Raw genomic sequence first — 25,537 nt, forward strand, 5'->3', positions numbered from 1 at the left:
TCAGTCTTAAAGCCCCTCTCCGCCTCGCTCGTCGAGCAGGCAGGGATTTGCCGCCTTTTGTGGAAAAGATGCATTTGCAAGGTACCCGGGGCAGCCGCGGGCGGAGACGACTGCTTCTTCCGCATGGCCGTCCGAGCCCCGCGCGGAAACTAGCGGGATTAATATACGAGAAAGGGAAGATTTCCTTGGGTCATTTCAGAAGCCGGCGCCTCTTGGTCACGGGCGCCGAGGGTTTCATCGGTTCGCACCTGACCGAGGAGCTGGTGCGCCGAGGCTACAACGTCAGAGCCTTCATCCTCTACAATTCTTTTAACTCCTGGGGCTGGCTTGATCACGCTCCTCCGGATATCCGGGCCCATCTGGAGGTGTTCGCGGGGGACATCCGCGATCCCCACGGAGTCAAACAGGCTCTCAAGGGATGCGATGCGGTCCTGCACCTGGCGGCGCTCATCGCGATTCCCTATTCCTACCATTCGCCTGATACGTATGTGGAGACGAATATTAAGGGGACCCTCAATGTTCTGCAGGCAGCGCGCGACCTGGGTGTGGCCCGGATCGTGCACACTTCGACGAGCGAGGTCTACGGCACGGCCCGTTTTGTTCCGATCACGGAGGAACATCCCCTTCAGGCCCAATCTCCTTATTCCGCGACGAAAATAGCGGCGGATCAGCTGGCTCTTTCCTTTTTCCGCTCTTTCGGCTCACCCGTGACGGTCATCCGGCCCTTTAATACCTACGGCCCCAGACAGTCCAACCGGGCCGTGATCCCCACCATCATTACTCAGATCGCGTCCGGAGCGGAGAGACTGCAGCTGGGCGCCCTTCAGCCCACCCGGGACTTCAATTTTGTCACAGATACCGTCCGGGGCTTTATCGCCGCTTTGGAACACGGAGAAACAGCGGGCGAGGTGATCAACCTCGGCAGTAATTTCGAGATCAGCATCGGCGAGACTGCCGCGCTCATCGCTCTAATCATGAAGCGGGAGATCGAAATCACCACCGACGCCCAAAGACTGCGCCCCAGCCTCAGCGAAGTGAACCGTCTCCGGGCCGACAACAGCAAGGCCAAACGGCTGCTGGGCTGGGAACCCCAGTATGCCGGCAAGGACGGCCTGAAAAAGGGGTTAGAAGAAACGGCGGCCTGGTTCACGGATCCGGCCAATCTTAAACTGTACAAGCCGGCTTCCTACAATCTCTGAACACCGCAGGCCGAAAATAACGGGAACCCCGATCTTAAGCCGCGATTTCTCCCCCGGATCGCCTGCTTCTCGGATAGAATACTTTCCGGGTATGCGTCAACACCCCCAAATTTCCGGATATGCTCAAAACACCCAAAGAGCAAGAATATGAACGACCGAGACGTCGTCGTGGTGTGAGTCACTACAATGGAGTTGAAAATTAAGAATATGAACGATAAGAATATCGGGCTCGATTTGAGAGGCGTAGTCGCCGCTCTCAAACAGATCTTGCCTGCGGACAAAGAATCGGTTCCCCTGCACGAACCCCTCTTCGGCGGCCGGGAATGGGACTATGTCAAGGAGTGCCTGGACACGGGCTGGGTCTCTTCAGCCGGACCGTTTGTCTCCCGTTTCGAAGAGGATCTGGCCCGCTTTACCGGTATGAAGCGAGCCGTAGCGGTCGTCAACGGAACAGCGGCTTTACACACAGCCCTTCTTTTGGCGGGCGTGAAGGCAGAAGACGAGGTTTTAGTTCCGACTTTGACCTTTGTCGCCACCGTCAACGCCGTGCGCTATTGTCAGGCCGTGCCCCGCTTTGTCGATGCGGAAGAGCGAACTTTGGGCGTCGATCCGGTCAAACTTCGGAGGGAGCTGGCGCAAATCGCCCGCCTCAGCCCGGAAGGCACCATAAACCGCCGGACCGGGCGCCGGATAAAAGCGCTCATCGTGATGCACACGTTCGGCCATCCGGTGGACCTCGATCCTTTGCGGGATCTTTGCGCCGAGTTCGGCCTGGACCTGATCGAAGATGCAGCCGAGTCCTTGGGTTCGTATTACAAAGGGGTACATACCGGCCACTGGGGCAAGCTCGCCGTCTTGAGCTTTAACGGAAACAAGACCGTCACCACCGGGGGAGGCGGAGCTATCCTGACCGACGATGAAAACCTGGCCGACCGCGCCCAACACCTGACCACAACAGCCAAACAGCCCCATCCCTGGGCTTACCGCCATGATGAGGTGGGGTATAACTACCGTTTGCCCAACCTGAACGCGGCCCTGGGCTGCGCCCAGCTGGAACGCCTGCCGGAACTTCTGGCCGGGAAGCGCGCTCTGGCCGCGCGTTACGCCGGGGTTTTTTCCGGCTGGCCGGGGCTCACCTTTTTCTCCGAACCGGAGTTCGCCCGCAGCAATTATTGGCTGAACGCCCTCCTGCTGGAAGAAGACAGCGGGCGGCAGAGAGACCGGCTGCTGGAATTGACCCATCAAGCGGGCATTCTGACCCGTCCGGCCTGGGACCTGATGCATACCCTGCCCATGTTCGAGCACTTTCCCCACGGCGATCTGAGCAAGGCTGAGAACCTGGCCCGACGCCTGGTCAATATTCCCAGCAGCCCCGCTCTGGGCGGGGCCGTCTCCGACCCCGGTTAAACGCGGCACCTGACTAAAAAGCCCGGCCGCATGTCCCTGGCTTAGCCGGCTTTAGCCCTAGGGAGGTTCAGAGCACGGGATGCCAAATTTACCCGGCTCAGGGCGGGAGACAACGGAATCCGGGGACAGCGGGCAAAGAAACAGAGGAGACTATACGAACCCGCTCGGCAAAAGAGCGCCAAGGTGCAAAGGGATATCCGGACATAAAAGAAGCGCGGGAGAAACGCCAAGGTGCGCACGCAAAGAATACCGACACACACACGGCAGAACTACGAGGAATATACGGGCACACGGCAGAGACGCGCCCGCGGCAGGCGCGGCGGCCGGGTTTTAAGGATACTGTTCGAGGAGGCTTAACAAGTGATGCAAAACTGGCGCGAGGTTCTCATCGCTCCTGACACCCCGATCTTAAAAGCGATCGAGATCATCGATAAAGGCGCGGCAAAAATCGCTTTGGTCGCCGATAAGGAGAAGTCCCTGCTGGGGACAGTGACGGACGGAGACATCCGCAGGGGCATTCTCAATGGCATCGCCATGGACGATGCTGTCAGCCGGGTGATGAACCCTCATCCGTTCACCGCCCGCAGTGAGGAGCGGCAGGAGACCATCCTCGCCATCATGAAACTCAAGCGGCTGCAGCAGATCCCCATCCTCGATCAGAGCGGGCATATCACGGGAATCGAACTTTTGGAAAATCTGGTTCAGGGGGATATCCGGGACAACTGGGTCGTGGTCATGGTCGGCGGTTTGGGCACCCGTCTGCACCCCCTGACTCAAAATTATCCGAAACCCCTGCTCAAAGTGGGGAGCAAGCCTCTCTTGGAGACAATCCTGGAAAACTTCATGGAGTACGGCTTCCGGCGCTTCTATTTTTCTGTCAATTATAAGTCGGAGCTCATCGAAGAATATTTCGGCGATGGCTCCCGTTGGGGAGTCGATATCCGCTATGTCTCGGAAAGCCGGCGTCTGGGCACCGCGGGGGCACTCAGCCTCTTGCCCGAAAAGCCCCGGCTGCCGCTGGTCGTCATGAACGGCGACCTTTTGACGAAAGTAAATTTTGCCCAGCTTGTCGGCTTTCACCGCTCCCATAATGCTCAGGCTACGATGTGTGTGCGTGAATACGACTTTCAGGTTCCCTACGGGGTCGTGGTCGTCGACGGCCACAAACTAACCGGTATCAAAGAAAAACCGGTTCAGCACTTCTTCGTCAACGCGGGCATTTACGTGCTGGAACCGGAGGTCCTGGAACTAATCCCCCCAAATGAATTCTTTGATATGCCGACACTTTTTAATAAACTGATTGAACTGCAATGCGAGACGACCGTCTTCCCCCTGCGCGAGTACTGGATCGACATCGGGCGCATGGACGATTACGAACGTGCAAACCTGGAGTACGACGAAATCTTCTCCCCTGCGGGACTTGCGGACGTTTAGCTGTGGCCGGGGCTCATTTTCACGCTGCCCGGGTTAACCATGGCTATACCCGTTGAGGCCGGTTGAAGCCGGGGGTTGCGGCTAAGCCTCTTAGTCAAGGTTCATCCGACGGTGAGACTTCCACTTCTGCAAGTGGGAGTGAGAGTGGTTCCCTGTTCGGCTTCCGCTGAACGGGTTCACTTCCGCTTGCCCGGGGTTTGCCGGGAGTTCATCTCCGATTGCGCGCTCAGCCGGCGGTTACCTCAAGTTAAGCGCGGACAGCCAAAAAGCCGGCCCTGTTCGGGTCGGCTTTTTGGCTGTCGTAAACTTTTCTCCGGTCCGCTCTGCCACGGCGCCGGTTTACCAATCTACACCGATTTGTCGATAATATGCAGCCGACTTGACCCGCGGAAACCCGGTCCCGGGCTCTCCGCCCTTTGCAGCAGCCTGGTATAGGTTGTTTCATCGCACTGAGTCATGAGGCTGAGGGAAAAGTCTATGACTTTCATTGCCTGCTCGATCAACTTCTGATTCGAACCCTGCTTTTCCCGGATAGCCGCGATGACCGTCTCGAGTTCCTCCTGAATGGAATTGAACTGAGCATAGTTTTCCCCCAATTTGCCCAACGTCAGCTCTCCAACCGGAAGTCGCATCGCTTGCGCCGCTTCTCCCGCAAGCTCGAGCCGCTCCTGCTCCAGTTGGGCCGCTTGAAGGATCAATTGTTCCTCACCGGCAACGATCCTCTCCAGATTCTTCAGATCATTGGCCGTCAACGCCTCTTGCTTCTCACCCGCCATTGCCAGCAACTCATGGTAGACCCCCAATTGGCGGCGCAAATTCACCTCAAGCCGTTCAACTTTCTCATGCATATCTGAGCTTCGCCTCCCTCCGCACCATTCCCCCGAGTACCCTGCCAATAGCGTTCGCACGGATGTCCTTTCCGAAAAGGTCATAAACGTACGTTCTACGCAAAACACTGAAATCCTGCAAAGGGTCGAAACACATGAACACACGTGAACACTTCACTCGGTTTCACCGGCAAAGGTGGGAGTATGGCTTCACAGCCCTAACAGCCTGCGCGCGATGTCATGGCTATGCACTTGATACGTTCCCTCGGCCACTGCCTTGGCCAAGCCCCGCAGATGCTCCTGATCCGCGGCTTCAGGCGCTTCCTTGGCTTTGGCCAGCAAGCTCCGGTAGGTCTGGGCCTTCGCCGAGACGGCCGCCTGGTCTGAAACAGCGGGAGCCTGTTTGAATTTCGCCCCGGGACCTTTTGCGCCCTTAAGCCTGTCCAGATATGGTGTCGGTATCCCTTCGATTCTCATAGTTCTCTCCCCTAATTCAAGATATACCGGCTTATTTAACTTATTCAAGATATACCGGCTTTAAAAGCCGCGGCACCGTAAAGCCACTTAGCTGTTGAGTCAATGAGTCCCAACCTGCACAACAGTGAAAGGCTGCCTCCTTTCCCGGCTCCCCCCAAACCTTCTCCCCTGACAACATCTCCCCAGGACGTTTCCCTAAAACCAAATCCCTTCAAATACTATATCGAGCCAAGCCGGCCGCAACTTTAGATGTTTTCCGGACTTCTCACCCCGCTTTTACAAACCTTTTTGATTTTTTGTTCCCACAAGCCTCTAAGTATTGTATAATGTGACCAAATAAGCTAGAAAATCTTTCCGGTCTTTAGCTTAGCCCCTCTTTTTCGATCCCCTTCCGAATTTTAATACATGATCTCTTCTCCTGACAACCTTCAACCCAGGGCCCCTAAACCATGGCATTTCTCGATGTGCGATCTTTGTCTTGAAAATCGCCGGACTTCTGTGCTCTATGACAAGAGCCGAAAGGAGAATAACTATGGATTTATCGACCACTTTGGGTATCGTCTTTGGGATCGGTTCCCTGCTCGCCGGATTTATGATCGAAAAGGGGAGTGTCGCGGCGCTGGGCCAGCTTTCCGCATTTCTTATCGTCTTCGGCGGAACGTTCGGCGCCGTTATCGCCAGCTTTCCCTTGAATCATCTGAAGAAAGTGCCCCGCTTGTTTAAAATTGCCTTCACCGGCCAATCTTACGGCGCCGCTGAGGCTTATGACACTTTAGTGCGTTTTGCCGAAAGGGCTCGCCGCGAAGGGCTCCTCAGTTTGGAGCAAGAGTTGGAAACCGTGAGCGACAAATTCACCCGGCAGGGGATGCAGCTCATTATCGACGGGACCGACCCCGAAGTGACGCAAAGCATCCTGGAATCCGACATTGCGGTCCTGGAGAAGCGCCATAAGGTCGGCATCGGCATCTTTGAAGCGGCGGGGGGATATGCCCCCACCATGGGTATCATCGGGACTGTCATGGGACTGGTCCATGTCCTCAGCAATCTCTCGAATTCCGGCGCTTTGTCGGGCGCGATCGCTTCCGCCTTCATCGCCACCCTCTATGGGGTTTCCTCCGCTAACCTGCTCTGGATACCCATCGCCACTAAACTGAAACAAAAAGACAAGGCGGAGGTTGCCGCGATGGAAATGATCCTGGACGGCATCCTGTCGATTCAAGCCGGTGAGAACCCCTCGATCTTGAAAGAGAAGTTAAAAACCCACATGGGCGCCGTTCCTGCCCAAAAATCAAACCCCGGTCCCGCCGAACTGGGCGGAGTATCCCCTCTCGGTGAGGCGCGATGAGAAAGGGTCGGGGTGAAAGAGAATGAGAAAGCATCTGACCGAACCGGAAAAAGACAATTCGGATCGTTGGCTTCTTACTTATGCGGACCTGATCACGCTTCTCCTGATTTTTTTTGTCGTCCTCTACTCCATCAGTAAGGTTGACGCCAATAAGTTTCAGGCCATTGCCGAGTCCCTGAGCCTGGCTTTGGGCGGAGGCACTCCGGCCCGAATCGAAATTTCCCGTTCCGTTTCCGGACCCAAACTGCTCACTTCGGGAAATCCTCCCGCCCAGACAAATTCGTCCGGGCCGGAAAACCAGGACAAAACCCCGTCCGCCGCGAACCCATCCCTGGCCCAGGGCACGGCCCAAGGCCTGGGCAATGTCAGCCAAGAAAATATGACCATCCAAGAAATCAAGGCTAAGCTGGACAAATTCGCCGCCGCCAACCATATTCAGACCACTTTGGTCTCTTCCATCGAAGAAAGGGGTCTGGTCATCAGCATCCAGGATACTCTGCTGTTTGACAGCGGCTCGGCGGATATCACGCCTGGGGCCCGCGCTATCCTGGAAAAAGTCAGCGCGGTCCTGGCCCCCGTCCCCAACTATATTCGGGTCGAGGGCAACACTGATAACCTGCCGATTCGGACGGCTCAATTTCCGAGTAACTGGGAACTCTCCGTCTTGCGTGCCACGAATGTCGTCCGGATCCTGGCCGCGGACGGAAACATCTCCCCCGACCGTCTCTCCGCCATCGGCTACAGCAAATACCGCCCCATCGCCTCGAATGACACGGTTGCGGGGCGGGCTAAAAACCGGCGGGTCGACTTAGTCGTCTTGCGCACAAAATATGACCTGACTGAGCCGGCGGCCGCGTCAGGGGCCACAACCTCAGGCACCGCCGCCGGGACTGCCGGCACCTCCGCCTCCGGATCGGGAACCTCCGGCTCGGCTTCACCGGGAACGGGACCCGCCGCTTCGGTAACGCCTTAGCGTCTTAGCACCCACAGCGACCCAGCACCCGTGGCACCCCAGCACCCACGGCGACCCAGCACCCGTGGCACCCCGGCACCCATAGCGACCCAGCACCCGTGGCACCCCGGCACCCATAGCGACCCAGCACCCGTGGCACCCCGGCACCCATAGCGACCCAGCACCCGTGGCACCCCAGCACCCACGGCGACCCAGCACCCGTGGCACCCGTGGCGACCCGGCACCCGTGGCACCCCAGCACCCACGGCGACCCGGCACCCGTGGCACCCCAGCACCCACGGCGACCCGGCATCCGTCGCACCCCGGTGCCCGGCGCCTGCGGCGCCGTACCTTCCGCCGGCCGAATCCCGGCTCGGAGGGCCTGACATTCTCGGTACCAGACATTCTCGGCCGCTCGGCTCTCGGGAGGCGTCTTCCCGCCGGCGCCTGAGGGCTTGCGGCCGCTTTCCGGGGGGAATTGCATGCCTTTTCGCATTGGTCCGATGCACAACACCGGCCGGCAGGCCGTGGATAATTCTTCCGCAACCGAAAAAACCGCGCCCGCGTTCGGCAGCACGTTGGATCGGGTTTTGACGCTGCAGCAACAGGAGTTTGATTCCTTCCTCTTACGTTTAGATAGCTTGGGACAAAAGCTGGCCGATTCTCTCTCCTTAACCGACCTCGCCGATTTCAAGCGGATGGTCCGTGATTTCTTGCGTTCGACTTTGGGACAAAGCCGGAAGATGCAGGAGGAGTCCTTCTGGGACCAGCGCGGTCAACATAAGGTCCTGGCGCGCGTTGCCCGGATCGACAAGACTTTGGACGAACTGGGGGAAAAAGTACTCTCCGAACACGCCAAATCCCTCGACATTCTGGCCAAAATCGGCGAAATCCGCGGGCTTCTCATCGACCTGCTGGCGTGAGCCGCCCGCGCATCGCCCTCCTTATGAACAGTCCCCGTGACCCCTCAGGCCGCGCTTTGGTCGCTTAAGGCGCAAGGTGCTGCCTTTTTCCGCATATCTGTGGACGACGCGTAACTCTTCACCTTTTCCTTGGCCGAATTTGATGTGTAATTTTTTTTCGCACATCTGCGCACACGCAGCCGGGGATGCACAAGTGCAACTTCGGCTTGCGTCGCCGCCTGCGCTGACGCTTGGCGCCGGCCGAGTTTTCTGAACCCTGCTTAAACGCGGTTACTCTTCCGCAGGATTAAGAAACTGTTTTCTTAATCTTTTTTTCGTATGGGAATCACGTCCGGGTTAGCAGGATTTTTCCCGGGTAAAGCGAATATCTTTGTAAAGTGGATATGAAGATGGTTAATGTGAGGTGCCCGTTGTTGCCGTATTCCTCTGTTCCCGATACCTACGAAGGTTTCGTCAAGGCTTTTCGCCCGCGCAGTGGTCTCGACTTGAACTTTTATAAGCCCAATCAGATGCAGCGGCGGATCTTGAGTTTCATGAATTCCCGCGGTTTTCGCTCCTACCCGGAATTCCTCCGGGCCCTGGATCGGGACAGAGGACTGTACGACGCTTTCTTCAAGCATCTGACCATTAACGTGACCCAGTTTTTTCGTGACGCCAAACAGTGGCAAACCCTGCAGGATGATATTCTGCCGTCTCTGGTCCGGGTAAAGTTCTCCCTGAGGCTTTGGAGCGCAGGGTGCTCCGGAGGACAGGAACCTTATTCACTGGCTATCCTTTTGGCCGAGCATTTTCCGGCTGTGCGACCGGCCATTCTGGCCACCGACATTGACGACAACGTTCTGCGCCAAGCCAAGGAAGGGCTTTATTCGGCCAATGATTTTGCCAGCACTCCGCCGGAGATTTTGAGTAAATATTTTTCTCCCGCCGACCATGGGTATCGGGTCAGGGACTCCCTCAAACGATTGGTTTCTTTTCAGCACCAAGATCTCCTGACGGCGCGTTTCGAAACCGGATTTGACTTTATCGCCTGCCGAAATGTGGTCATTTATTTCACCGAGGAAGCCAAGCAGCTATTGTATGCAAAATTCGCCGAATCTTTGAACTTAGGCGGAATCCTATTTACGGGCAGCACTGAGCATCTTTTCGGGATGAGTCACCTTGGACTCAAACCCGTGTCTCCGTTCTTCTATCAGAAGAACGGTTAACCACCCGGGCTTTGCCGGGTAAGGCGAAAGGGGGCGCGATTGGGCCGTATCCGTTTGGCGCTGTTTCTGAAAAAACCAGCACAAAAAATTTCGAGGAAGGTGGCGTTGCTCTTGTTTTACCAAGATCGCCTGATTGTCGGCTACATTCTGGAACCTGACCAGGATCGCTACATGTTCCAACTTGCTGGGGGAGAGGAAAAAGCTGTTCCCAGGGAGGAGTTCACCCGCCACTGGGAAATTTATCAGGGCTATGAGCTTGAACGTATGGCTGCACACTTGGAAAACTACCACCCGCTGCCGGTCACTTTGGAAGTCCGGCGTTCCCTGCGCATCACCCCGGTCAGTTCAGCTTTGCGGCGAAAGCGCCGTTCCGCCTAGAGAGCCGGCCGTCCGGCAAGGCGCGGTTCGCTGACTGATGTTAGAAGTGCCCGGTCCCCGATGATGATGAATTACAGCTCTTCGGAGAGACTATACAAACCCGATAATCCCCACTATAAAGGGCCCTCACTTCTGTGAGGGCCCGCTGCATTTCCTGTGTCTGCCCGGATTCTTCCGCCGTTTACTCAGACCCTTTGTATGTCTGCCCGGACTCTTCCGCTATTTGCTCAGACGCTTCCTGTGTCTGCCCGGACTCTTCCGCTGTTTACTCAGACGCTTCCTGTGTCTGCCCGGACTCTTCCGCTGTTTGCTCAGACGCTTCCTGTGTCTGCCCGGACTCTTCCGCTGTTTGCTCAGACGCTTCCTGTGTCTGCCCGGACTCTTCCGCTGTTTGCTCAGACGCTTCCTGTGTCTGCCCGGATTCTTCCGCCGTTTACTCAGACCCTTTGTATGTCTGCCCGGACTCTTCCGCTGTTTACTCAGACGCTGGGCTGTGAGCTATGATAATGGGCCACAAATTCTTCCACCGGATACGTAATTCCTTTGCCGCGGTATTCCACCGATACCCGCTGCTCCTTCGGGTTATGGCCGATAAATTTCATTCCCAGCTGCCTGGCCATCTTGGCCAATTCGATCCTTGCCCCTCGACCTAAGTCCTTAAACATCATCCTTACGCACGCCCCTTTTGAATTTATTGACCGGAGTGTGGTTCAACGCCTGTTTAGCTTATCATAGCGGAAGGACGGCGAAGTCGCAACTTTCTTTTTTCGCCGGAGTCGGGGGAAATTTCCTACTGGGCTTTGCCGAACCAACCAAGAATCGCAATCCCGCCCAAAATCAAAATGATGCCCAGAATCTTGGGCAAGGTTAGGCTTTCATGCAGAAAGAGCCAGCCGAAAAAGACAGCCAGCACGTAACCCAAAGCGACCATCGGGTAGGCATAACTGAGCTCCCAGCGTGAAATGACCGTCAGCCAAAGAACGGAGCTGACGCCGAAGCAGACGAACCCGGCAAAAATAGCCGGAGTAAAGATTACCCGGAGCAGCTGTCCCCAGATCCCTCCGGCCGAAACTTTACCGTAGCGGAGCATGCCGACCCTAAACAGAAATTGACCGACGGCTCCCAGCAAAATGGAAAAAAGGGCCACGCCAAAAGCCTTCGTCTCCGCCAAGTTCATGAAACATCCACTCCCTCGAACGCTCGCGTTCGAACACACGCGTTCAAAGAAATAGTGTTCCGCCAACCGGCCGAAATCATACGCTGAAGACGCCAAAATCCTCTCCCAAACTCGAAGACGCCGTCTGCCCGGCCCGACGCCGGCGCCGCCATAAGCTGCTCTTGGATGGCCTTTGCGGCCCACCCATGGGTAAGCGACATGAGCGGGAGCATTGGACAACGGCGGCTACGATTTCTGATGATTCCTTGGGCTGAAGGCAAAGTAACCGAAGATCATGGCGGCGACAATGATGATCGCGGGGTGAACGTGAAGATAGAGCAGAATGGCGGCCGCGGCGGCTATTCCCCAAGTGGCTTTGCGCGGAAAAGACTTCTTTCCCATACTGACGGCTGTCTGAGCAATGAGGATGACCACCACCGGGCGGACGGCTTTGAGCATCGCCCTTAGGACCGTCGAATGAGCGTAGAGCATGATAAAATGACTGAGGACCACGACCACGATGAGGGTTGGGGCCACTGTACCCAAAAGCCCCATCAGGGCGCCCGGCAACCCGGCCACTCTGTACCCGATCATGGCCGCCATCTTGGTGGCGATCGGCGCAGGCAAGGCATTGCCAACTGCCAAGGCATCCGCAAACTCCTCATCCGTCAGCCAGTGATAGCGCTTGACCACCTCATTCTGCATGAGGGGAATCGTGGCCGGCCCCCCGCCGAAACCGAGGTTGGACGACCTGGTAAAGGCAATAAAGACATTCCAAATATCCCGGAGCATCGTCTTCAACTCCTCAACGTCCATTCTGTCGCCGGAGCGGATTCGCTCTTGCGGCCGCGGGCACCCATTTTATTGATGTTCAGCTTAAGCTAAACGACTTCACTTGTTCCGTCCCAAGCCCCCATTACTGCCGGTGGGAGCGGGAAGATTCTTTGGAATTCACCGGAAGACAAGCAAACCCAGAACCAGAGATGAAACGATCAGCACTGCCGGGTGCACCTTGGTATAGTACAGAATAATAACTGCCGCCAGAGCAATCGCCCAGGTGACCCAACCCGAAAATGAGGTCATGGCCATTTGCAGTGAGGTCTTGGCAATCAACACCACAACCACGGGACGTACCCCTTGGAGCATGGCGCGAAGTTTCGGAGAATTGGCGTACTTCATAAGAACACCGCCCAGGAGAATGACGATGAGCGCCGTGGGGCCGATGGAAGCGAGGACCCCCACCAAAGCCCCGGGCCAACCGGCGATCTGGTAACCGACGTAGCCGGGAATCTTGGTCCCCACGGGCCCCGGCAGGGCGTTGGCGGCCGCCACCGCGTCCGCAAACTGGGCATTGGTCAGCCAGTGAAAGCGATTTACGACCTCGACCTGCATGAGCGGAATAAAGACAGCTCCGCCGCCGAAACCAAAGTTACTGGCCCGGAAAAAACCTACAAATAGGTTCCAAAGGTTATGCAGCATCTTGCCCCTCCGACTCGGTTTTTGAACCTTAACGGTATGTCCGGCTGCGGTTCCCCGGTGTGGGAGGCGCAGCGGTTCGTTTTTCTGTCCCTGGCCCGATTATACCACAGGAGCAGACGCTTGGGCATATTGCAAATAAATACGGGGGCCGAAGCCCCCGCATGTTCGCTGTTCTGAAATCCTGTCGGTTATGTTCGTCCTCCGAATCAGATCCGCTGCCCGGAGCTGAGATTCTGCTCCGCATACTGGATCATGCGTTTGGTCATTTCGCCGCCCACACGCCCATTTTCACGCGACGTACGGTCTCCGCCGAGCTGGACACCCATGCCGTTGGCGATTTCCCATTTGAATTGATCCAAAGCTTGGCCCGCACCCTGAACAGCCGGTGTGTTTGTGTTACGTTCTCCTGCCATGTTGATTCCTCCTTACTGTTTTTCGGAAGCCATTCTTATCTTGCACCGTTTTCAGGAATTTACTCAGGGATCGCCGACCGCTTACAACTTTTTTCAGTGAACAACTCATGACCCCATGGCAGCCATAGGACCAAAAAGCTGAGCCGCGTGCCCCTGGCTTTAGCCATAGGAAAATTCAGATACGAGGATTTCTTGAAGAAAGCAGGCGTCAGACAGGTACAGAAATCTCTGGTTGCCGCGGCTGCTCCAAGCATAAGTGGTGACCTTGATCACACTTGGCTTAGTCGTTCTTGTGCTAGTATTAACTTGAACACAAGATTAGTTAACGAGAAGACACACGATAGGAAAGGTGGAGAACCGTGTGGGTTACTTAATGGAGACTGCGGCTCTCGATGAGCTGCTGCATTTGCTAAAGCCACAGTACCGGATTTACGGTCCGGTAAAACTTCCCGGAAAAGGGCGTTTTTCCGATACCGATCTCGTCAGCTACGCCGAAATCCAGCGCAGCCGAGACATTGTCTTCGATGAGAGATCCTTTTTTTCTCCCAAGGAAATCCTCTTTCCCGTGAACCAAACTTTGTTCTATTTCACGGAAAGTCAATGCCGGGAACCGGAAACCGATGAACGCGGACTCCTGGTGTTCTTGCGTGCCTGCGATCTGGAAGCGGTGAAGCGTCTGGATCAGGCGCTCTTGCAGACTGGGCCCTATCCTGACTCCTACTATCAGGAAATGAGGGCCAAAACCAAATTTGCCCTCCTGGAATGCCGGGAAGAATTCGAGGGTTGTTTTTGCGCTTCCATGGGCACCAACGAAAGCCGCGATTACGCTTTCTCCATCCGGCCCGAGCACGGTGCTTATCTGTGCGACGTCCGGGAAGATTTGGCAGGACTGTTTAGCCGCCTGGGGAAACCCCGGGACCATGAGCCGGCTTTCGTTTGGGAACACAAAAACCCGGTCAGGCTGCCCGTACACCCGGAAGCTTTCTCGGATCACCCGCTTTGGCAGGAGTACTCTGAACGCTGCATCGCCTGCGGACGCTGCAACGTCGTCTGTCCGACCTGCAGCTGTTTTAGCCTGCAGGACATCTTCTACGACGATAACCCGAAAGTCGGCGAGAGAAGGCGGGTCTGGGCAAGCTGTCAGATTGACGGCTTCGCCGATCTGGCGGGAGGGCACTCTTACCGCCGGGATAAAGGAGAACGCATGCGCTACAAAGTGCTGCACAAGATCCATCATTTTAAAGAGCATTTTGGCGTCAATTTGTGTGTCGGCTGCGGGCGCTGCGACTACGCCTGTCCGGAGTATATTTCGTTTTCCCGTTGCGTGAACAAACTCGCTGAGCTGGAAGACGCGACCGAGGCGGAGGCGGATGCAAACCGCCTATCCGAACCGGCTCAGGAAGTCTTCGCTTCGAACACCCCCGCTCAGCGTATCCCCGCCCCGCATAGCGTCACTCCGAGTGACCCCGCTCCCAGTATGCTCCTTCCGAATATCCCCGCTCCGAGTGAACTCGCCATCGACAACTTTGCTGCCGATAACTTGGCTCCCGATAACTTCGCTGTCGATAACTTCGCTCCCGATGACCCTGTCCGCGTTCCTCCGGAAGGCAGCGGTCTCCGCGCCTCCCGGGGGATTCCCCGCAAATCAGACCTTATCCTGACCCCAGCGGAGGTGGAAAGAGATGGCAAATAATCCTTACCTGCCCTTCCGGGCTCCGATCTTAAGCAAGACCAGGCAAACCGCTGCGGATTGGACTTACCGTTTAGGCTGCTCCCTCCACCCGGCCCCGGGACAATTCGTGGAAGTCTCCCTTCCGGGTGTGGGAGAATGCCCCATTTCCATCAGCGATTTTACGTCAGACTCCGTAGAGCTCACTATCCGTCGGGTGGGAAAGGTAACGGACAGCCTGAGCCGTCAGGAAGAGACCGATTATCTTTACCTGCGCGGGCCGTATGGTCACGGCTTTCCCTTGGAACAATTTGCAGGCCGGCATCTCATCATTGCGGCCGGCGGCACCGGTTTGGCGCCGGTGAAGAGTGTGATTCGCCATTTCGCCGAGAAGCCGGGAGCCCTGGCGGAACTGACCGTCTTGGCTGGTTTCAAGAGTCCCGAGGACATTTTATTCCGCCCGGAACTGGAGAACTGGGGCCGGAGTTTCAACGTCCAAGTCACGGTCGATCAGGTTCCCTGCGCCTCTGACCCAAACCCTGCCGGCACCGAAGAGTACCCCCAGGGGAACGGGGAGTACCCCGGCGGCCAAGCGCACCTCACCGGACTGAATCCGGCGGGCCGACCTTGGCCGGGACACGTCGGCCTTATCACCGCCCTCATCCCCGACCTGACTATCCCTTCCCCGGCGAATGCCGTGGCCATCGTCGTCGGCCCGCCGGCCATGATGAAGTTCACCTGTGCGGAACTCCTGCGACGCGGACTTAAAGAAGAGCAAGTCTGGGTCTCCCTCGAGCGCAGAATGTCCTGCGGCCTGGGCAAATGCGGCCACTGCCGCGTCGGCAGCACCCATGTCTGTCTGGACGGGCCGGTCTTCAATTACGCCAAGGCGAGAAAATTAGTCGACTGAACTATTCTAACACCTGAGGAGGCTTGTAGAATGTCATTGAATACTAAAAAGCTGGCTAAGAACGCCTGGCGTGTTACCAAGGACCGCCATCTGACGTGCTTAAGAATCCGGGTGCCCGGAGGGCATTTTCCGGCTAAATTCTTCCCCATCCTTCAGGAGATCGCCGACCGTTTCGGGAACGGGAGCGTTCACCTGACCACCCGCCAAGGATTTGAAATCCCGGGGATAGCGCTCGAAGCGACGGCCGAGGTCAACTCCCTCATCGCCCCCTTGATCCGGGAACTCGAAGTCGATCAGGGAGTGGAAGTCCCCGCACCCGAAGAAGGGTATCCGGCCGCCGGCACTCGCAATGTCGTCGCCTGCATCGGAAACCGGGTCTGCCCCCAGGCCGTCTTCGACACCACCCGTTTGGCTTACGATATCGAAAAGACGATTTATCCCAATAACCCCCACGTCAAGATCGCCGTGACCGGCTGTGCCAACGACTGCGTCAAGGTACACCTGCATGATATCGGGATCATCGGCCAGGTCGAGCCCATCTATGATCCCTCGCGCTGCATCGGCTGCCGGGCCTGTGTCAAAAACTGCCGGCAAGTTTCCACCGGAGCCCTTCGCTTCCACAATTTCAAAGTGCAACGCGACTCCGATCGTTGTCTGGGCTGCGGAGAGTGTGTCCTCAAATGTCCGACGGGGGCTTGGGGCCGCGGAGATCAATACTTCCGCGTCGTGATCATGGGCCGAACCGGCAAGAAAAACCCCCGCCTGGCCGCACCTTTTCTGGAGTGGGCTGACCGGGAAACCGTGCTTAAAATCTGCCGGAATCTCTATGACTATATCGATCGTCATATCGACCGTACCCTGGCCAAAGAACATGTGGGTTATATCGTCGATCGCACCGGCTACCCGGTTTTTCGCGATGAGGTTCTCAAGGACGTGGTGCTGTCCCCCCGGGCCAAAGTGGCAAAGTTCCTTAATCCCAGCGGCTATCTCTACGACCACGGCGTCCTCTGCTCACAACCCTATCCTTCCGACGGCTGAGTTTGTCGATTTATCCAATCGGGTAGGAGGCTGATCATTAAAAAGCTTGCGGTTCGGTGATAGTGTCCACAGGATACTATCGTGGCGTTCGGCTTAAGCTGAACGAGTTCACTCATGAACGGCTCGGGTTGTACGAATTCACTTGAGCAGCGCCCTGGCGATGATCGTTCTCTGAGATTACCCGATTCTCCCAAAGTAAATTCTCCAAGTTTTGCTTTCTTCCTTCTCCGAGTCCGGCTCCGGCCAAAGAATTTTCGTACTCTTGTCCAATAGCCAAATCCCTTGCTTTCTGCTACTCTCTTCTGTAAACGGGATTTAATCCCCACCTCAAGAGAATCAAGGCCGAACTGGGTCGCAGCCGGGCAGAATAAGTGCGAGGAGGATTTTTCATGGCAGGATTAGTATTCAAAGGGGTCACAAAAAAGTATGACCAAAATGAGGTCGTGCACGATTTTAACTTGGAAATCAAGGACAAAGAATTTATGGTCTTTGTCGGTCCGTCCGGATGCGGCAAAACCACTACTTTGCGTATGATTGCCGGCCTGGAGGAAATAACTAGCGGAGAGCTCTTTATCGGCGAGCGTCTGGTCAATGATGTTCCGCCCAAGAACCGCGATATCGCCATGGTCTTTCAGAGTTACGCTCTCTACCCTCACATGACGGTTTACGGCAATATGGCCTTTGGGCTTAAACTGCGCAAGACGCCCAAAGCCGAAATTGACCGTCGCGTACGGGAAGCCGCCCGCATCCTCGATATCGAACATCTCTTGGACCGCAAGCCTAAAGCCCTGTCCGGCGGGCAACGGCAAAGGGTGGCCCTGGGACGGGCCATAGTGCGGGAGCCTCAGGTCTTTCTGATGGACGAACCTTTGTCTAATCTGGACGCTAAACTTAGGGTGCAGATGCGGGCCGAAATTTCCAAACTGCGCCACCGCCTTCAAACCACCGTGGTCTACGTCACTCACGACCAGACCGAAGCCATGACCATGGGGGACCGGATTGTCGTCATGAAAGACGGTTTCATCCAACAGGTTGACTCTCCCATGAACCTGTACAATCACCCTAAGAACATTTTCGTGGCAGGTTTTATTGGCTCGCCTTCTATGAATTTCCTCAAGGTCAACGTCACCCTGGAGGACGGAATTCCCTATTTAAATCACGCCGAATTTCATCTGCCGGTCGGAGAGGCGCACCGTCAGACGCTTGCCCCGTTGAGCGGGAAAGAAGTTATGCTGGGCATCCGGCCGGAATTTATTAACGATGACGCCGCTTTCATGGCCGCCCATCCGGATTGGACTCTCGAGGCTAAGGTAGAAGTGGTCGAACCTATGGGGGCCGAGAATTACGTCTACTTATCTGTGGCCGACGAAAACGTGGTCGCCCGCTTTGAGGCTGCAAGCCAAGCTAAGTCCCTGCAGAACCACCGCCTAGCCTTTGACATGAATGCCATTCACTATTTTGACATCGAGACTCAGGCAGCCCTACTTTGAACAACCTTTCATGACTTAAGCAGCGAAAGGAGGAGGACGATACCCTTTCCCGAAGAGGCGTATCGCCTGACGCTTCATGGCAAAACCAGAATTCGCCACATCCGGAAATTTTCTAGCTGAGCGGCAGGCCGACTTGTCCGGGCCGGAAGCTCACCTCTCGAACCCCGGAACCGGCCCCTCCGGACATCTTGCCGGAAGCTCTTCCACCTGGGAGTCCGTTTTGCAGCGCGCTTTTCTGGAACATTGGGATGAGACGGCTTTCACTGCGCACACGCGGGCTCTCGACCTTCCCAACCTCTCCCCGGGTGCTCGGGTTCTGGTTCGTTGTCAGACTTGGCAGCCCGACATTTCTCTGATTCTCCGGAACTTCCTGCCCCAGACGCAAGTATTTTGGGTTAATGGCCAAGAGATATTCCTTCACGCGACCCCGGAAGACGGCGTGGGTGCGACCCGAAAAAACCTCTTGCCTTGGGCCGAATCCCTCATCAGCCAGATTCATTCCATGTTGGCCGACGAACTGGGCGTTTTGTCCTATGTATATGTAGACACGCCCCGGACCCAGGGACTCTGGAGCGGTTATTTATCTTTAGGACGGCTCGCCGCCCTGCACAGACGGTTCTTTCCCGGTGAAGCCGGACTGGCCCTGTGGCAAGCGGGGTTTGCTCAATTGTTTGACAGCCTGGCACCCGAACGCATGGAACACTACCCCCAAAATGTTTTAGGCGATAAACTCTCGCCCGAATTACGAGAGACTCTGCAAACATACTTCCGCACAGGGCTGAGTTTGACGGAAAGCGCGCGCCTTCTCTATATCCACCGCAACACACTTATCTACAGACTGGACCGCATCACCGAGCTGACGGGCTACAACCCCAGGGAGTTCAAGCAAGCGATCACGCTTTTCCTGGCACTTTGGCTGCAAGGCACGTAATCTCACATAATCAGAAAAGCTTGCTTTTTTGAATGATTTTAAGTACAATCCCATCAAGGGGAATTGGCTTTGGCCAAATGTACTTCTTCCTCAGTGTTTTGGTTTTGCGAAGATGAGTGGGAAAGGAGCCTCGTTCATGCAAACAGATGAGAACGTGACCTGCGGCAGGTGTATCTATTGCGGCGCGACCGAAAATGTTCATGCTTTCTGTAAGACCCAACACAGTGACGGCGAGGATAAGAAAGTCTGCTATTGTGTCTGCCCAGATTGTGTCGGGCATATTGAAAAGAATCTGGAACCGGACGTTCCTTGTGAGACCTGTGAAATCTGCGGGAAAGAAACCGAAGTGTTCGCTTTCTGTTCCTACGCTCCGACGGAAGAGGGGGCCCCCGAGAAAGTCTGCTACTGTGTCTGTCCGGACTGTGTGGAAAAGCTCCAGGACAAAGTCTTTGATTATTATGAGGAAGCCCTGAATCAAGGGTACAACCCTGTTAAACCGGAAAAGAAATAAGGACGGAACCGAGGATTTGCGCAAAGGCCCACGGTGTTGTCACCATGGGCCTTTAGCGACGCGTTTGATCTGCCGTTCAATTCGCGAACTTCATCGGGCTCGTTCCCGGCGCTGCCTTGAGCACATCCATATAATTGAACGAGTTATTATTGTCCACGGCCGGCATCTGAATATCAGGTTGACTGTTAATGCCGGCTGGAACATGACCGCTGCGAAGGCTCAGTAAGAGGAAGACAAGGAGGGAAAATGATCATGACTGCCGCTGAGTTTCAGGAACTGATACTGCAGAAGTTTTCTACTCTCGAACAAAACATGGCCACCAAACAAGATCTATCGACTCTTGAACAAAACATGGCCACTAAACAAGATCTATCGACTCTCGAACAAAAGCTGACTCAAGTTCATGAATCACAAGTGCGTATGGAACATGAACTGACCGAAAAGATTACTGCCCTTTTTGACGCCCGGGAAGTCCAGAAAGGCATCAACGACCGCTTATTCTCCACTTTGGAGCGTATGGAGGCCAAGATTGACGCATTGCCGCCGAAGGCGCAGAGCCAGGGAGCATTGTCTTCGCGCCGAAGGCGTCGTTGTCCGATGGCAATGATAATGACGGCCAAAGGGTGAGTCTACCCGGCCCCTAACTAAACCGCCTCGTCCTCCCCCGGATTACCCTCCCCTATTACCTTAGCGGCTTCCGCCGGCGGCAGCTGTTCTACACCTCTGAGTTTGCGCTCAATCGTGCGGGACTTGCGGGCCGCCGTTTCAATGCTATTGCTGGCTTCCTGCAGCTTCTTGTGGGTCTTGTCCAACAGATCGCCAAATTTGCCGAACTCCGTTTTTACCGCCCCCAATAAGACCCAGACTTCGGAAGAGCGTTTCTCGATCGCCAAGGTACGGAAACCCATCTGCAGACTGTTGAGAAGGGCCAGGAGGGTCGTCGGGCCGGTGATGACCACCCGAAAATCTTTCTGCAAAGCGTCGCAGAGCCCCGGTCTGCGCAGGACTTCCGCGTACAGCCCCTCTGTCGGCAGAAACATAATCCCGAAATCCGTGGTGTTGGGCGGGTCTAAGTACTTGTCGCGGATGTCTTTCGCTTCCGCTTTGATACGGTTCTCCAGGGCCTTGCCGGACATTTCCGCTTTCATGGGGTCACCCTCGTCGAGGGCGTCCAGCAGCCTCTGATAGTCTTCTACCGGAAACTTGGCGTCGATGGGCAGCCAAATGCCCGCGGCCTCCGCCGCGTCGTGCCCGGGAAGTTTTATGGCAAATTCGACCCGCTCGCTGCTTCCCTTTTTCGTGGAAACGTTCGTCTCATACTGCTCTCGGGCCAAGACCTGTTCTAAGAGACTCGCCAACTGGATCTCGCCGAAATTACCTCTGGCTTTGACGTTAGTCAATACCCTCTTCAGGTCCCCGACGCCGTTGGCCAGGGTCTGCATTTCGCCGAGACCTTTGTGCACCTGCTCCAGCCTTTCGCTGACCAGCTTAAAGGATTCACCCAAGCGCTGCTCCAGAGTGGCGTGGAGTTTTTCATCCACCGTGGTCCTCATTTCCTCCAGCTTCTTCGCATTATCATCCCTCAGGAGCCCGAGCTGCTGTTCCACGGTCTCCCGCATCTTGTCCAGCCTTTGCTCATTCGACTGAGTCAATTGGTTCAATTGACGCGCAAAGATCTCCTGTTGCGTCTGCTGCAGATTCATGACTTCCGTCATGCGGGTCAAGAGGGAATCGTTAAACCCTTTGAGGTTGTTCCCTAATTCCATCCGGTTTTGAGACATTTCCTCCCTAACCGCCTGTTCGTTGCGAATCACACTGTTTTCGAGATTTGTCAGTTTCATCCCGAGCTGCTGGCCCGCGTCTTTGCCCCGGCGGGTCAGAATAATCCACTGGGATATCAGAACTGCTGCCACAAGCAGCAATATGGCAACTTGCATGGTTCGATCTCCTTCCCGGTTATTATTTGGGGTGCAGGACAATCTAAACAGAAGGACTTCCGGCCGTGCTGAAGAAAGCAAAAAGTCGCAGCTTCATGATAAGCCTGCAGCGGTTCCGTAACGTTAGACAATACCCTCAACAACCTCGATTCCGTTCAAAGCCATGAAATAGAGGGCCATGGTGTGAGTGAGATCACCGTGATGCAGATCACTGTCAAATGTGTCCACGGCCTTGAGGGGAACCACGATCCGGCTCGTAATGTCCGGCCTGTTGAAATAGGCCTTTAAGGTCAGGCAGAATTGCATAAGGCAGATATCCGTGCAATCCCTTTTAATCTTTAATTATTTTCTTGTTTTCATTGCGGGTTATAACGAAAAAGCGATGATTTCATAAACCTGTTGAAGTTCTGTCAAGGTGAAGCGTTCGGGCAGTTCGGGCATGAGGCTGAAGGGGATATCCGTGTATTCGATTTCATCCAAATCGTAAGACTCCCACTTCTACAAGTGGGAGTGGGTCCCACGCACCCTGCTTCGGTGGGGGTAGACTCCATCCTTCGGCACAAAAGCATAATTTCACGCTCTGTGCCTACGGCGATAGTCTCCACCGGAGACTATCGCCACCGAAGACTCGATGTTCAGCTTTAGCTGAACGAGTTCACTCCTCAGTCTTTCCAAGCCGGCATAGATGACACTAAACTAGTAAATGCCTGCAATGTCGTCGATGGGAATAATTAGGCTTCCTTCAGCACTTTGGACACAAATACTCTGAAATCGTCCTGAATTTTTCGGCGCCAAATGCAGTGTACCTTTCACTGTTTTCTCTTCTTCATTCAGAAAGTACTTCACCAAACAGACCCTTTGTGATTTTATATACTGGCTGAATGGTCTGTCATAACTGCCGACCATTTGCAGAGAACTGAGGAATTTTCTTTCCTCTCCTTTGAATTCGATTTCCTTTGCTTCCGGTTGGCTGTCTATAAGTTCTCGTGCAAAATCGGATAACTGCAGGTAAATAAGGTCTGACACCCGTCCCAAAGTCTGCTGAAATATGGTATTTTCGGTGAGCAATTTCAACCCAAGGGTCAGCGCATAGATTTCGGCTGAATTTAGAGCCAGGAACACAGGGTGAATCGGTGATTCATAGGTGTTGACTTTCCTCTTCAACTCACCGCTTATCTGAATCTTTGTCCCCATGAATTCAAAACCTTTCCGAAGAGTTTTTAAGTCTTCGCTCAGCAAACGTTCGCTAATATCGAACTTTGCCGCAATTTCCTCCCGGGTTTTGCTCCCTGAATGAAGGTATTTCAGGATTTCCAAAAGCCTGATGCTTCTGTCCTCCTGTTTGAATTTGTCGACGAAAGAAACATCGCATTCCAGATCATATTTCCGGTTGAGATGGTCGATTAAGAAGCCCAGTTTAGCCGCTTGTTTTACCTTCGCTCCCGGGTGAGAACGTATGCCGTTTTCAATCTCCGCGGTAAACTCACCCTGATTTGCCCTAATCTCCCGGAGACTGGTATCTAATATGTTCAGCCGCTTCTCTTCGCTTCCGTCTTCCGTCCCCCCGTAGTAGTTTTGAAACCAAGCGGCCATATTGTTGGCTTCACTCTCAAGCTCCCTGCGGTTCCTGCCAAACCTGTCTCTCCCGGCACCTTTCAAAAAAGCGTCACTTATGAGCTCTTTCAGCGTTATTTCTGCACCATTAACCGGCAAAACACGTCGTCCTCCTAACAAATCCGCTCCGATCCGGGCGGTTCAAACATGAAGCTCAGCTTCATTCTACTTCATCCCCAAAGACTTTACCATAAGAATATACAAAGCAGCTTTCAATAAAGGAAATGGAGTTGGATGAAATGAAGACTTTCGTTATCGGAGACACACATGGATGCTTTGGCGAATTCGAAGACTTGATGACCAAACTCGGACCCAACCTCAAGAGCGACAAGCTGATCATGCTGGGCGACTATATCGACAGAGGTCCGCAGAGTTGGGAAATGCTGCAGGAAATAATCCACTTGCATGAGACGTACGGAGAATCCCACGTCATTCTGCTGCGCGGTAACCATGAGCAAATGGCCATCGACTTTCTTCTCAGTCAAGAAAACAGTTTCCTTTTCAACGGAGGCAACGAGACCCTCACGAGCCTTAAACGCCACAACGGCAGTTTGGAACATTACCTGGATTTCTTCACAAATATGGCTTTGTACCATGAGGATGAGGATTTTATCTATGTTCACGGGGGGATTGAGCCCGGTGTCAGCATGCCGAACCAGAAACAGGAGGTGATGCTGTGGATTCGGGATGAATTTTACGGCTATCCAAACACCACAGGGAAAACGGTCATCTTCGGCCATACCCCTACCCTTTTTATCAATAATGGGCATACGCCCATCAGAATGCACAACAATTATGCCCTTGACACTGGGTGCGTCTACGGCGGCTGCCTCAGTGCGCTCGAAATTGACCAAGGCCAAATTTCACACGTCTATCAGATTGAGAGTAAAAGGGCCAGCTTAAGGATAGCTTGAAAGGAGAGAACGCTTATGTGCAACGAATTAGCGTTAAAAGACAATTACCCAACGCAATATAATCTTTTCGGAATTTATGTGGATTGGCAGATTGATAACAATTTAATCCAAGGGCTTGGTGTAGACCCGCATGGAATTACGAGTTTCAGCGACTTTATGGAAAAGAGTCGCTGGCAGATTGTAACCGTTGCCTTTGCCGGGCGGGAAATGCTCTCCCTTAACCTAACCCTTCCGAAGTTTAGACTCTTGGAAATGCTAAAAATCAAGATACAAAAAGTGAACAAAAATAACTTGACCGTTCGGGATGCTACGAGACTCATGGACAAGTATAAGCAGAAGTTGAGTTTACCGATATTTGATATCGTCGAGTACTATATGTCGAATATTCCTTGGAATCTTACCGATCGTTCTGTGATAAATCATCACCCCAACGTCCTCATGATCGATGAGAGCTTTTTCAATAAGCGGATTATTGTCAAGGTCATGACCAAAGACGGATATGAAAGAATCACCAGCGCTAACGACATTTTAGACGGCAAGACCGATGAAAATGAGTGCCTTATCGATCCTACACACTATAGTGATGAAACCTCCTACGAAATGGAAAGATACTGGTCTGATAAACTCGGAATTCCTGTGTTAGGAGAGGATGAGGAAATTGACTTCACCTATAAATATTCAAATTCCTGAACTTTCTTTTTCCACCTTACGTGTAATCGTGTCGTGATTAAAAACACTGATAATTGTCGGCAAAAATTACCTCCCACTGCGGGAGGCAAAAAAGACACATAATCCTATTCATCTTTAGTTAAACGAGTTCACTTCCGCCAATTCTAATAGCGATCTTCGGAAGGGGCACAGTGCATAAATATACAGGGCGCTTTTCCGATAACCCAGAGAATATGTAGCGAAGCCAACCTATAAGCCGAGTTCTGTTCCCCCTTGCGGAGGTGATGATCATCTATCTGGGACCCTTGTTACCAACGGCCTCAAGCGACCTTACCCGGGAACGAAGCGGGCCGCTTCAGTGTTCCCCTATTCGGTCTTGCTCTGGGTGGGGTTTACAGGGCCAGCCGGTCACCCGGCTGCCGGTGAGCTCTTACCTCGCCTTTCCATCCTTACCTGACACGCAGATTCCTGTGTGCCGGGCGGTATATCTCTGTTGCACTTTCCTCGGGGTCACCCCCACTGGGCGTTACCCAGCACCCTGCCCTATAGAGCTCGGACTTTCCTCAGAGACGGCCTTTCGGCCCCTGTCTCCGCGACCATCCGGTTGACTTCGCTCCACTATCTTACTCGATAAACCTCGGTTGGTCAAATGTAATCTT

At 54.5% G+C, this 25,537-nt stretch carries 28 protein-coding genes and 1 other RNA gene; 17 read left to right on the plus strand and 12 right to left on the minus strand.

Annotated features, from left to right (window positions below; genetic code table 11):
• The first annotated feature begins 185 nt into the window (after nucleotides 1-185).
• The 3 genes from MNU25_RS18645 to MNU25_RS18655 all read left to right on the plus strand — a co-directional run bounded on the left by MNU25_RS18645 (nucleotide 186) and on the right by MNU25_RS18655 (nucleotide 4,040).
• The gene (locus MNU25_RS18645; protein WP_240986442.1) at nucleotides 186-1,199 is read left to right on the plus strand and encodes an NAD-dependent 4,6-dehydratase LegB; all 1,014 of its coding nucleotides are present in this window, start codon (nucleotides 186-188) and stop codon (nucleotides 1,197-1,199) included.
• 186 nt (nucleotides 1,200-1,385) lie between these two features.
• Nucleotides 1,386-2,606 carry a LegC family aminotransferase gene (locus MNU25_RS18650; protein ID WP_240986443.1) on the plus strand — a complete coding sequence of 407 codons (1,221 nt, stop codon included), beginning with the start codon at nucleotides 1,386-1,388 and terminating at the stop codon, nucleotides 2,604-2,606.
• Nucleotides 2,607-2,969: 363 nt separating this feature from the next.
• Nucleotides 2,970-4,040 carry a nucleotidyltransferase family protein gene (locus tag MNU25_RS18655; protein ID WP_240986918.1) on the plus strand — a complete coding sequence of 357 codons (1,071 nt, stop codon included), beginning with the start codon at nucleotides 2,970-2,972 and terminating at the stop codon, nucleotides 4,038-4,040.
• Between the two features lie 347 nt (nucleotides 4,041-4,387).
• On the opposite strand, the gene MNU25_RS18660 is transcribed toward MNU25_RS18655, so the two are convergent.
• Entirely contained in the window at nucleotides 4,388-4,888 is a 501-nt protein-coding gene (locus MNU25_RS18660; RefSeq protein WP_240986444.1) for a flagellar protein FlgN, read from the minus strand.
• A gap of 189 nt (nucleotides 4,889-5,077) precedes the next feature.
• The gene (locus tag MNU25_RS18665; RefSeq protein WP_240986445.1) at nucleotides 5,078-5,344 is read right to left on the minus strand and encodes a flagellar biosynthesis anti-sigma factor FlgM; all 267 of its coding nucleotides are present in this window, start codon (nucleotides 5,342-5,344) and stop codon (nucleotides 5,078-5,080) included.
• 532 nt (nucleotides 5,345-5,876) lie between these two features.
• Between MNU25_RS18665 and MNU25_RS18670 the strand changes: the two genes are divergently transcribed.
• The 5 genes from MNU25_RS18670 (at nucleotide 5,877) to MNU25_RS18690 (ending at nucleotide 10,147) form a co-directional block, all read left to right on the plus strand.
• Complete coding sequence (locus MNU25_RS18670; protein WP_240986446.1) at nucleotides 5,877-6,689, plus strand: flagellar motor protein; 813 nt, start codon at nucleotides 5,877-5,879, stop codon at nucleotides 6,687-6,689.
• A 22-nt stretch (nucleotides 6,690-6,711) separates the two neighbouring features.
• The gene (locus MNU25_RS18675) at nucleotides 6,712-7,662 is read left to right on the plus strand and encodes a flagellar motor protein MotB (RefSeq protein WP_240986447.1); all 951 of its coding nucleotides are present in this window, start codon (nucleotides 6,712-6,714) and stop codon (nucleotides 7,660-7,662) included.
• Nucleotides 7,663-8,123: 461 nt separating this feature from the next.
• Nucleotides 8,124-8,564 carry a YaaR family protein gene (locus MNU25_RS18680; RefSeq protein ID WP_240986448.1) on the plus strand — a complete coding sequence of 147 codons (441 nt, stop codon included), beginning with the start codon at nucleotides 8,124-8,126 and terminating at the stop codon, nucleotides 8,562-8,564.
• Nucleotides 8,565-8,953: 389 nt separating this feature from the next.
• Nucleotides 8,954-9,769, plus strand: a complete 816-nt coding sequence (locus MNU25_RS18685) for a CheR family methyltransferase (RefSeq protein WP_240986449.1) — start codon at nucleotides 8,954-8,956, stop codon at nucleotides 9,767-9,769.
• A 111-nt stretch (nucleotides 9,770-9,880) separates the two neighbouring features.
• Nucleotides 9,881-10,147 carry a hypothetical protein gene (locus tag MNU25_RS18690; RefSeq protein WP_240986450.1) on the plus strand — a complete coding sequence of 89 codons (267 nt, stop codon included), beginning with the start codon at nucleotides 9,881-9,883 and terminating at the stop codon, nucleotides 10,145-10,147.
• A gap of 479 nt (nucleotides 10,148-10,626) precedes the next feature.
• Here MNU25_RS18690 and MNU25_RS18695 read toward each other — a convergent pair whose 3' ends face one another.
• The 5 genes from MNU25_RS18695 to MNU25_RS18715 all read right to left on the minus strand — a co-directional run bounded on the left by MNU25_RS18695 (nucleotide 10,627) and on the right by MNU25_RS18715 (nucleotide 13,195).
• Nucleotides 10,627-10,815, minus strand: coding sequence for a hypothetical protein (locus MNU25_RS18695; RefSeq protein ID WP_240986451.1), 189 nt, complete (start codon nucleotides 10,813-10,815; stop codon nucleotides 10,627-10,629).
• Nucleotides 10,816-10,937: 122 nt separating this feature from the next.
• Complete coding sequence (locus tag MNU25_RS18700) at nucleotides 10,938-11,324, minus strand: EamA family transporter (RefSeq protein WP_240986452.1); 387 nt, start codon at nucleotides 11,322-11,324, stop codon at nucleotides 10,938-10,940.
• A 225-nt stretch (nucleotides 11,325-11,549) separates the two neighbouring features.
• Entirely contained in the window at nucleotides 11,550-12,095 is a 546-nt protein-coding gene (locus tag MNU25_RS18705; RefSeq protein WP_240986453.1) for a chromate transporter, read from the minus strand.
• A 159-nt stretch (nucleotides 12,096-12,254) separates the two neighbouring features.
• On the minus strand, nucleotides 12,255-12,782 hold the full coding sequence (locus tag MNU25_RS18710; RefSeq protein WP_240986454.1) for a chromate transporter: 528 nt from the start codon (nucleotides 12,780-12,782) through the stop codon (nucleotides 12,255-12,257).
• Between the two features lie 206 nt (nucleotides 12,783-12,988).
• Entirely contained in the window at nucleotides 12,989-13,195 is a 207-nt protein-coding gene (locus tag MNU25_RS18715; protein WP_240986455.1) for an alpha/beta-type small acid-soluble spore protein, read from the minus strand.
• 361 nt (nucleotides 13,196-13,556) lie between these two features.
• Between MNU25_RS18715 and asrA the strand changes: the two genes are divergently transcribed.
• The 7 genes from asrA (at nucleotide 13,557) to MNU25_RS18750 (ending at nucleotide 20,371) form a co-directional block, all read left to right on the plus strand.
• Nucleotides 13,557-14,888, plus strand: a complete 1,332-nt coding sequence (gene asrA, locus MNU25_RS18720; RefSeq protein WP_338077746.1) for an anaerobic sulfite reductase subunit AsrA — start codon at nucleotides 13,557-13,559, stop codon at nucleotides 14,886-14,888.
• The gene (locus MNU25_RS18725) at nucleotides 14,878-15,774 is read left to right on the plus strand and encodes an iron-sulfur cluster-binding protein (RefSeq protein ID WP_240986456.1); all 897 of its coding nucleotides are present in this window, start codon (nucleotides 14,878-14,880) and stop codon (nucleotides 15,772-15,774) included. Before asrA ends, MNU25_RS18725 begins: the two co-directional genes overlap by 11 nt.
• A 30-nt stretch (nucleotides 15,775-15,804) precedes the next feature.
• Nucleotides 15,805-16,812, plus strand: a complete 1,008-nt coding sequence (gene asrC, locus MNU25_RS18730; RefSeq protein WP_240986457.1) for a sulfite reductase subunit C — start codon at nucleotides 15,805-15,807, stop codon at nucleotides 16,810-16,812.
• A gap of 389 nt (nucleotides 16,813-17,201) precedes the next feature.
• A complete protein-coding gene (locus MNU25_RS18735) occupies nucleotides 17,202-18,302 on the plus strand; it encodes an ABC transporter ATP-binding protein (protein WP_240986458.1) in 1,101 nt (366 codons plus the stop codon).
• A 220-nt stretch (nucleotides 18,303-18,522) separates the two neighbouring features.
• Nucleotides 18,523-19,233 (plus strand): PucR family transcriptional regulator, encoded by a 711-nt coding sequence (locus tag MNU25_RS18740; protein ID WP_240986459.1) that lies wholly within the window; start codon nucleotides 18,523-18,525, stop codon nucleotides 19,231-19,233.
• A 136-nt stretch (nucleotides 19,234-19,369) separates the two neighbouring features.
• Nucleotides 19,370-19,744 (plus strand): hypothetical protein, encoded by a 375-nt coding sequence (locus tag MNU25_RS18745; RefSeq protein ID WP_240986460.1) that lies wholly within the window; start codon nucleotides 19,370-19,372, stop codon nucleotides 19,742-19,744.
• Nucleotides 19,745-19,996: 252 nt separating this feature from the next.
• Nucleotides 19,997-20,371, plus strand: coding sequence for a hypothetical protein (locus MNU25_RS18750; protein ID WP_240986461.1), 375 nt, complete (start codon nucleotides 19,997-19,999; stop codon nucleotides 20,369-20,371).
• A gap of 17 nt (nucleotides 20,372-20,388) precedes the next feature.
• Here MNU25_RS18750 and MNU25_RS18755 read toward each other — a convergent pair whose 3' ends face one another.
• From MNU25_RS18755 to MNU25_RS18765, 4 genes are all read right to left on the minus strand, one after another.
• A complete protein-coding gene (locus tag MNU25_RS18755) occupies nucleotides 20,389-21,681 on the minus strand; it encodes a DNA recombination protein RmuC (RefSeq protein ID WP_240986462.1) in 1,293 nt (430 codons plus the stop codon).
• Nucleotides 21,682-21,804: 123 nt separating this feature from the next.
• Nucleotides 21,805-21,987 carry a hypothetical protein gene (locus MNU25_RS18760; protein ID WP_240986463.1) on the minus strand — a complete coding sequence of 61 codons (183 nt, stop codon included), beginning with the start codon at nucleotides 21,985-21,987 and terminating at the stop codon, nucleotides 21,805-21,807.
• A gap of 60 nt (nucleotides 21,988-22,047) precedes the next feature.
• The gene (locus tag MNU25_RS20720; RefSeq protein ID WP_476724366.1) at nucleotides 22,048-22,161 is read right to left on the minus strand and encodes an NrtR DNA-binding winged helix domain-containing protein; all 114 of its coding nucleotides are present in this window, start codon (nucleotides 22,159-22,161) and stop codon (nucleotides 22,048-22,050) included.
• 216 nt (nucleotides 22,162-22,377) lie between these two features.
• Nucleotides 22,378-23,394, minus strand: a complete 1,017-nt coding sequence (locus MNU25_RS18765; protein WP_240986464.1) for a hypothetical protein — start codon at nucleotides 23,392-23,394, stop codon at nucleotides 22,378-22,380.
• Nucleotides 23,395-23,534: 140 nt separating this feature from the next.
• Between MNU25_RS18765 and MNU25_RS18770 the strand changes: the two genes are divergently transcribed.
• A complete protein-coding gene (locus MNU25_RS18770) occupies nucleotides 23,535-24,209 on the plus strand; it encodes a metallophosphoesterase family protein (protein ID WP_240986465.1) in 675 nt (224 codons plus the stop codon).
• A gap of 15 nt (nucleotides 24,210-24,224) precedes the next feature.
• A complete protein-coding gene (locus MNU25_RS18775; protein WP_240986466.1) occupies nucleotides 24,225-24,899 on the plus strand; it encodes a hypothetical protein in 675 nt (224 codons plus the stop codon).
• A gap of 215 nt (nucleotides 24,900-25,114) precedes the next feature.
• Here MNU25_RS18775 and rnpB read toward each other — a convergent pair.
• Nucleotides 25,115-25,490: RNase P RNA component class A (gene rnpB, locus MNU25_RS18780), an RNA gene on the minus strand.
• Between the last annotated feature and the right edge of the window lie 47 nt (nucleotides 25,491-25,537).

Origin of the sequence: Acididesulfobacillus acetoxydans (assembly GCF_902729405.1) — a bacterium.
Lineage (GTDB): Bacteria > Bacillota > Desulfitobacteriia > Desulfitobacteriales > Desulfitobacteriaceae > Acididesulfobacillus > Acididesulfobacillus acetoxydans.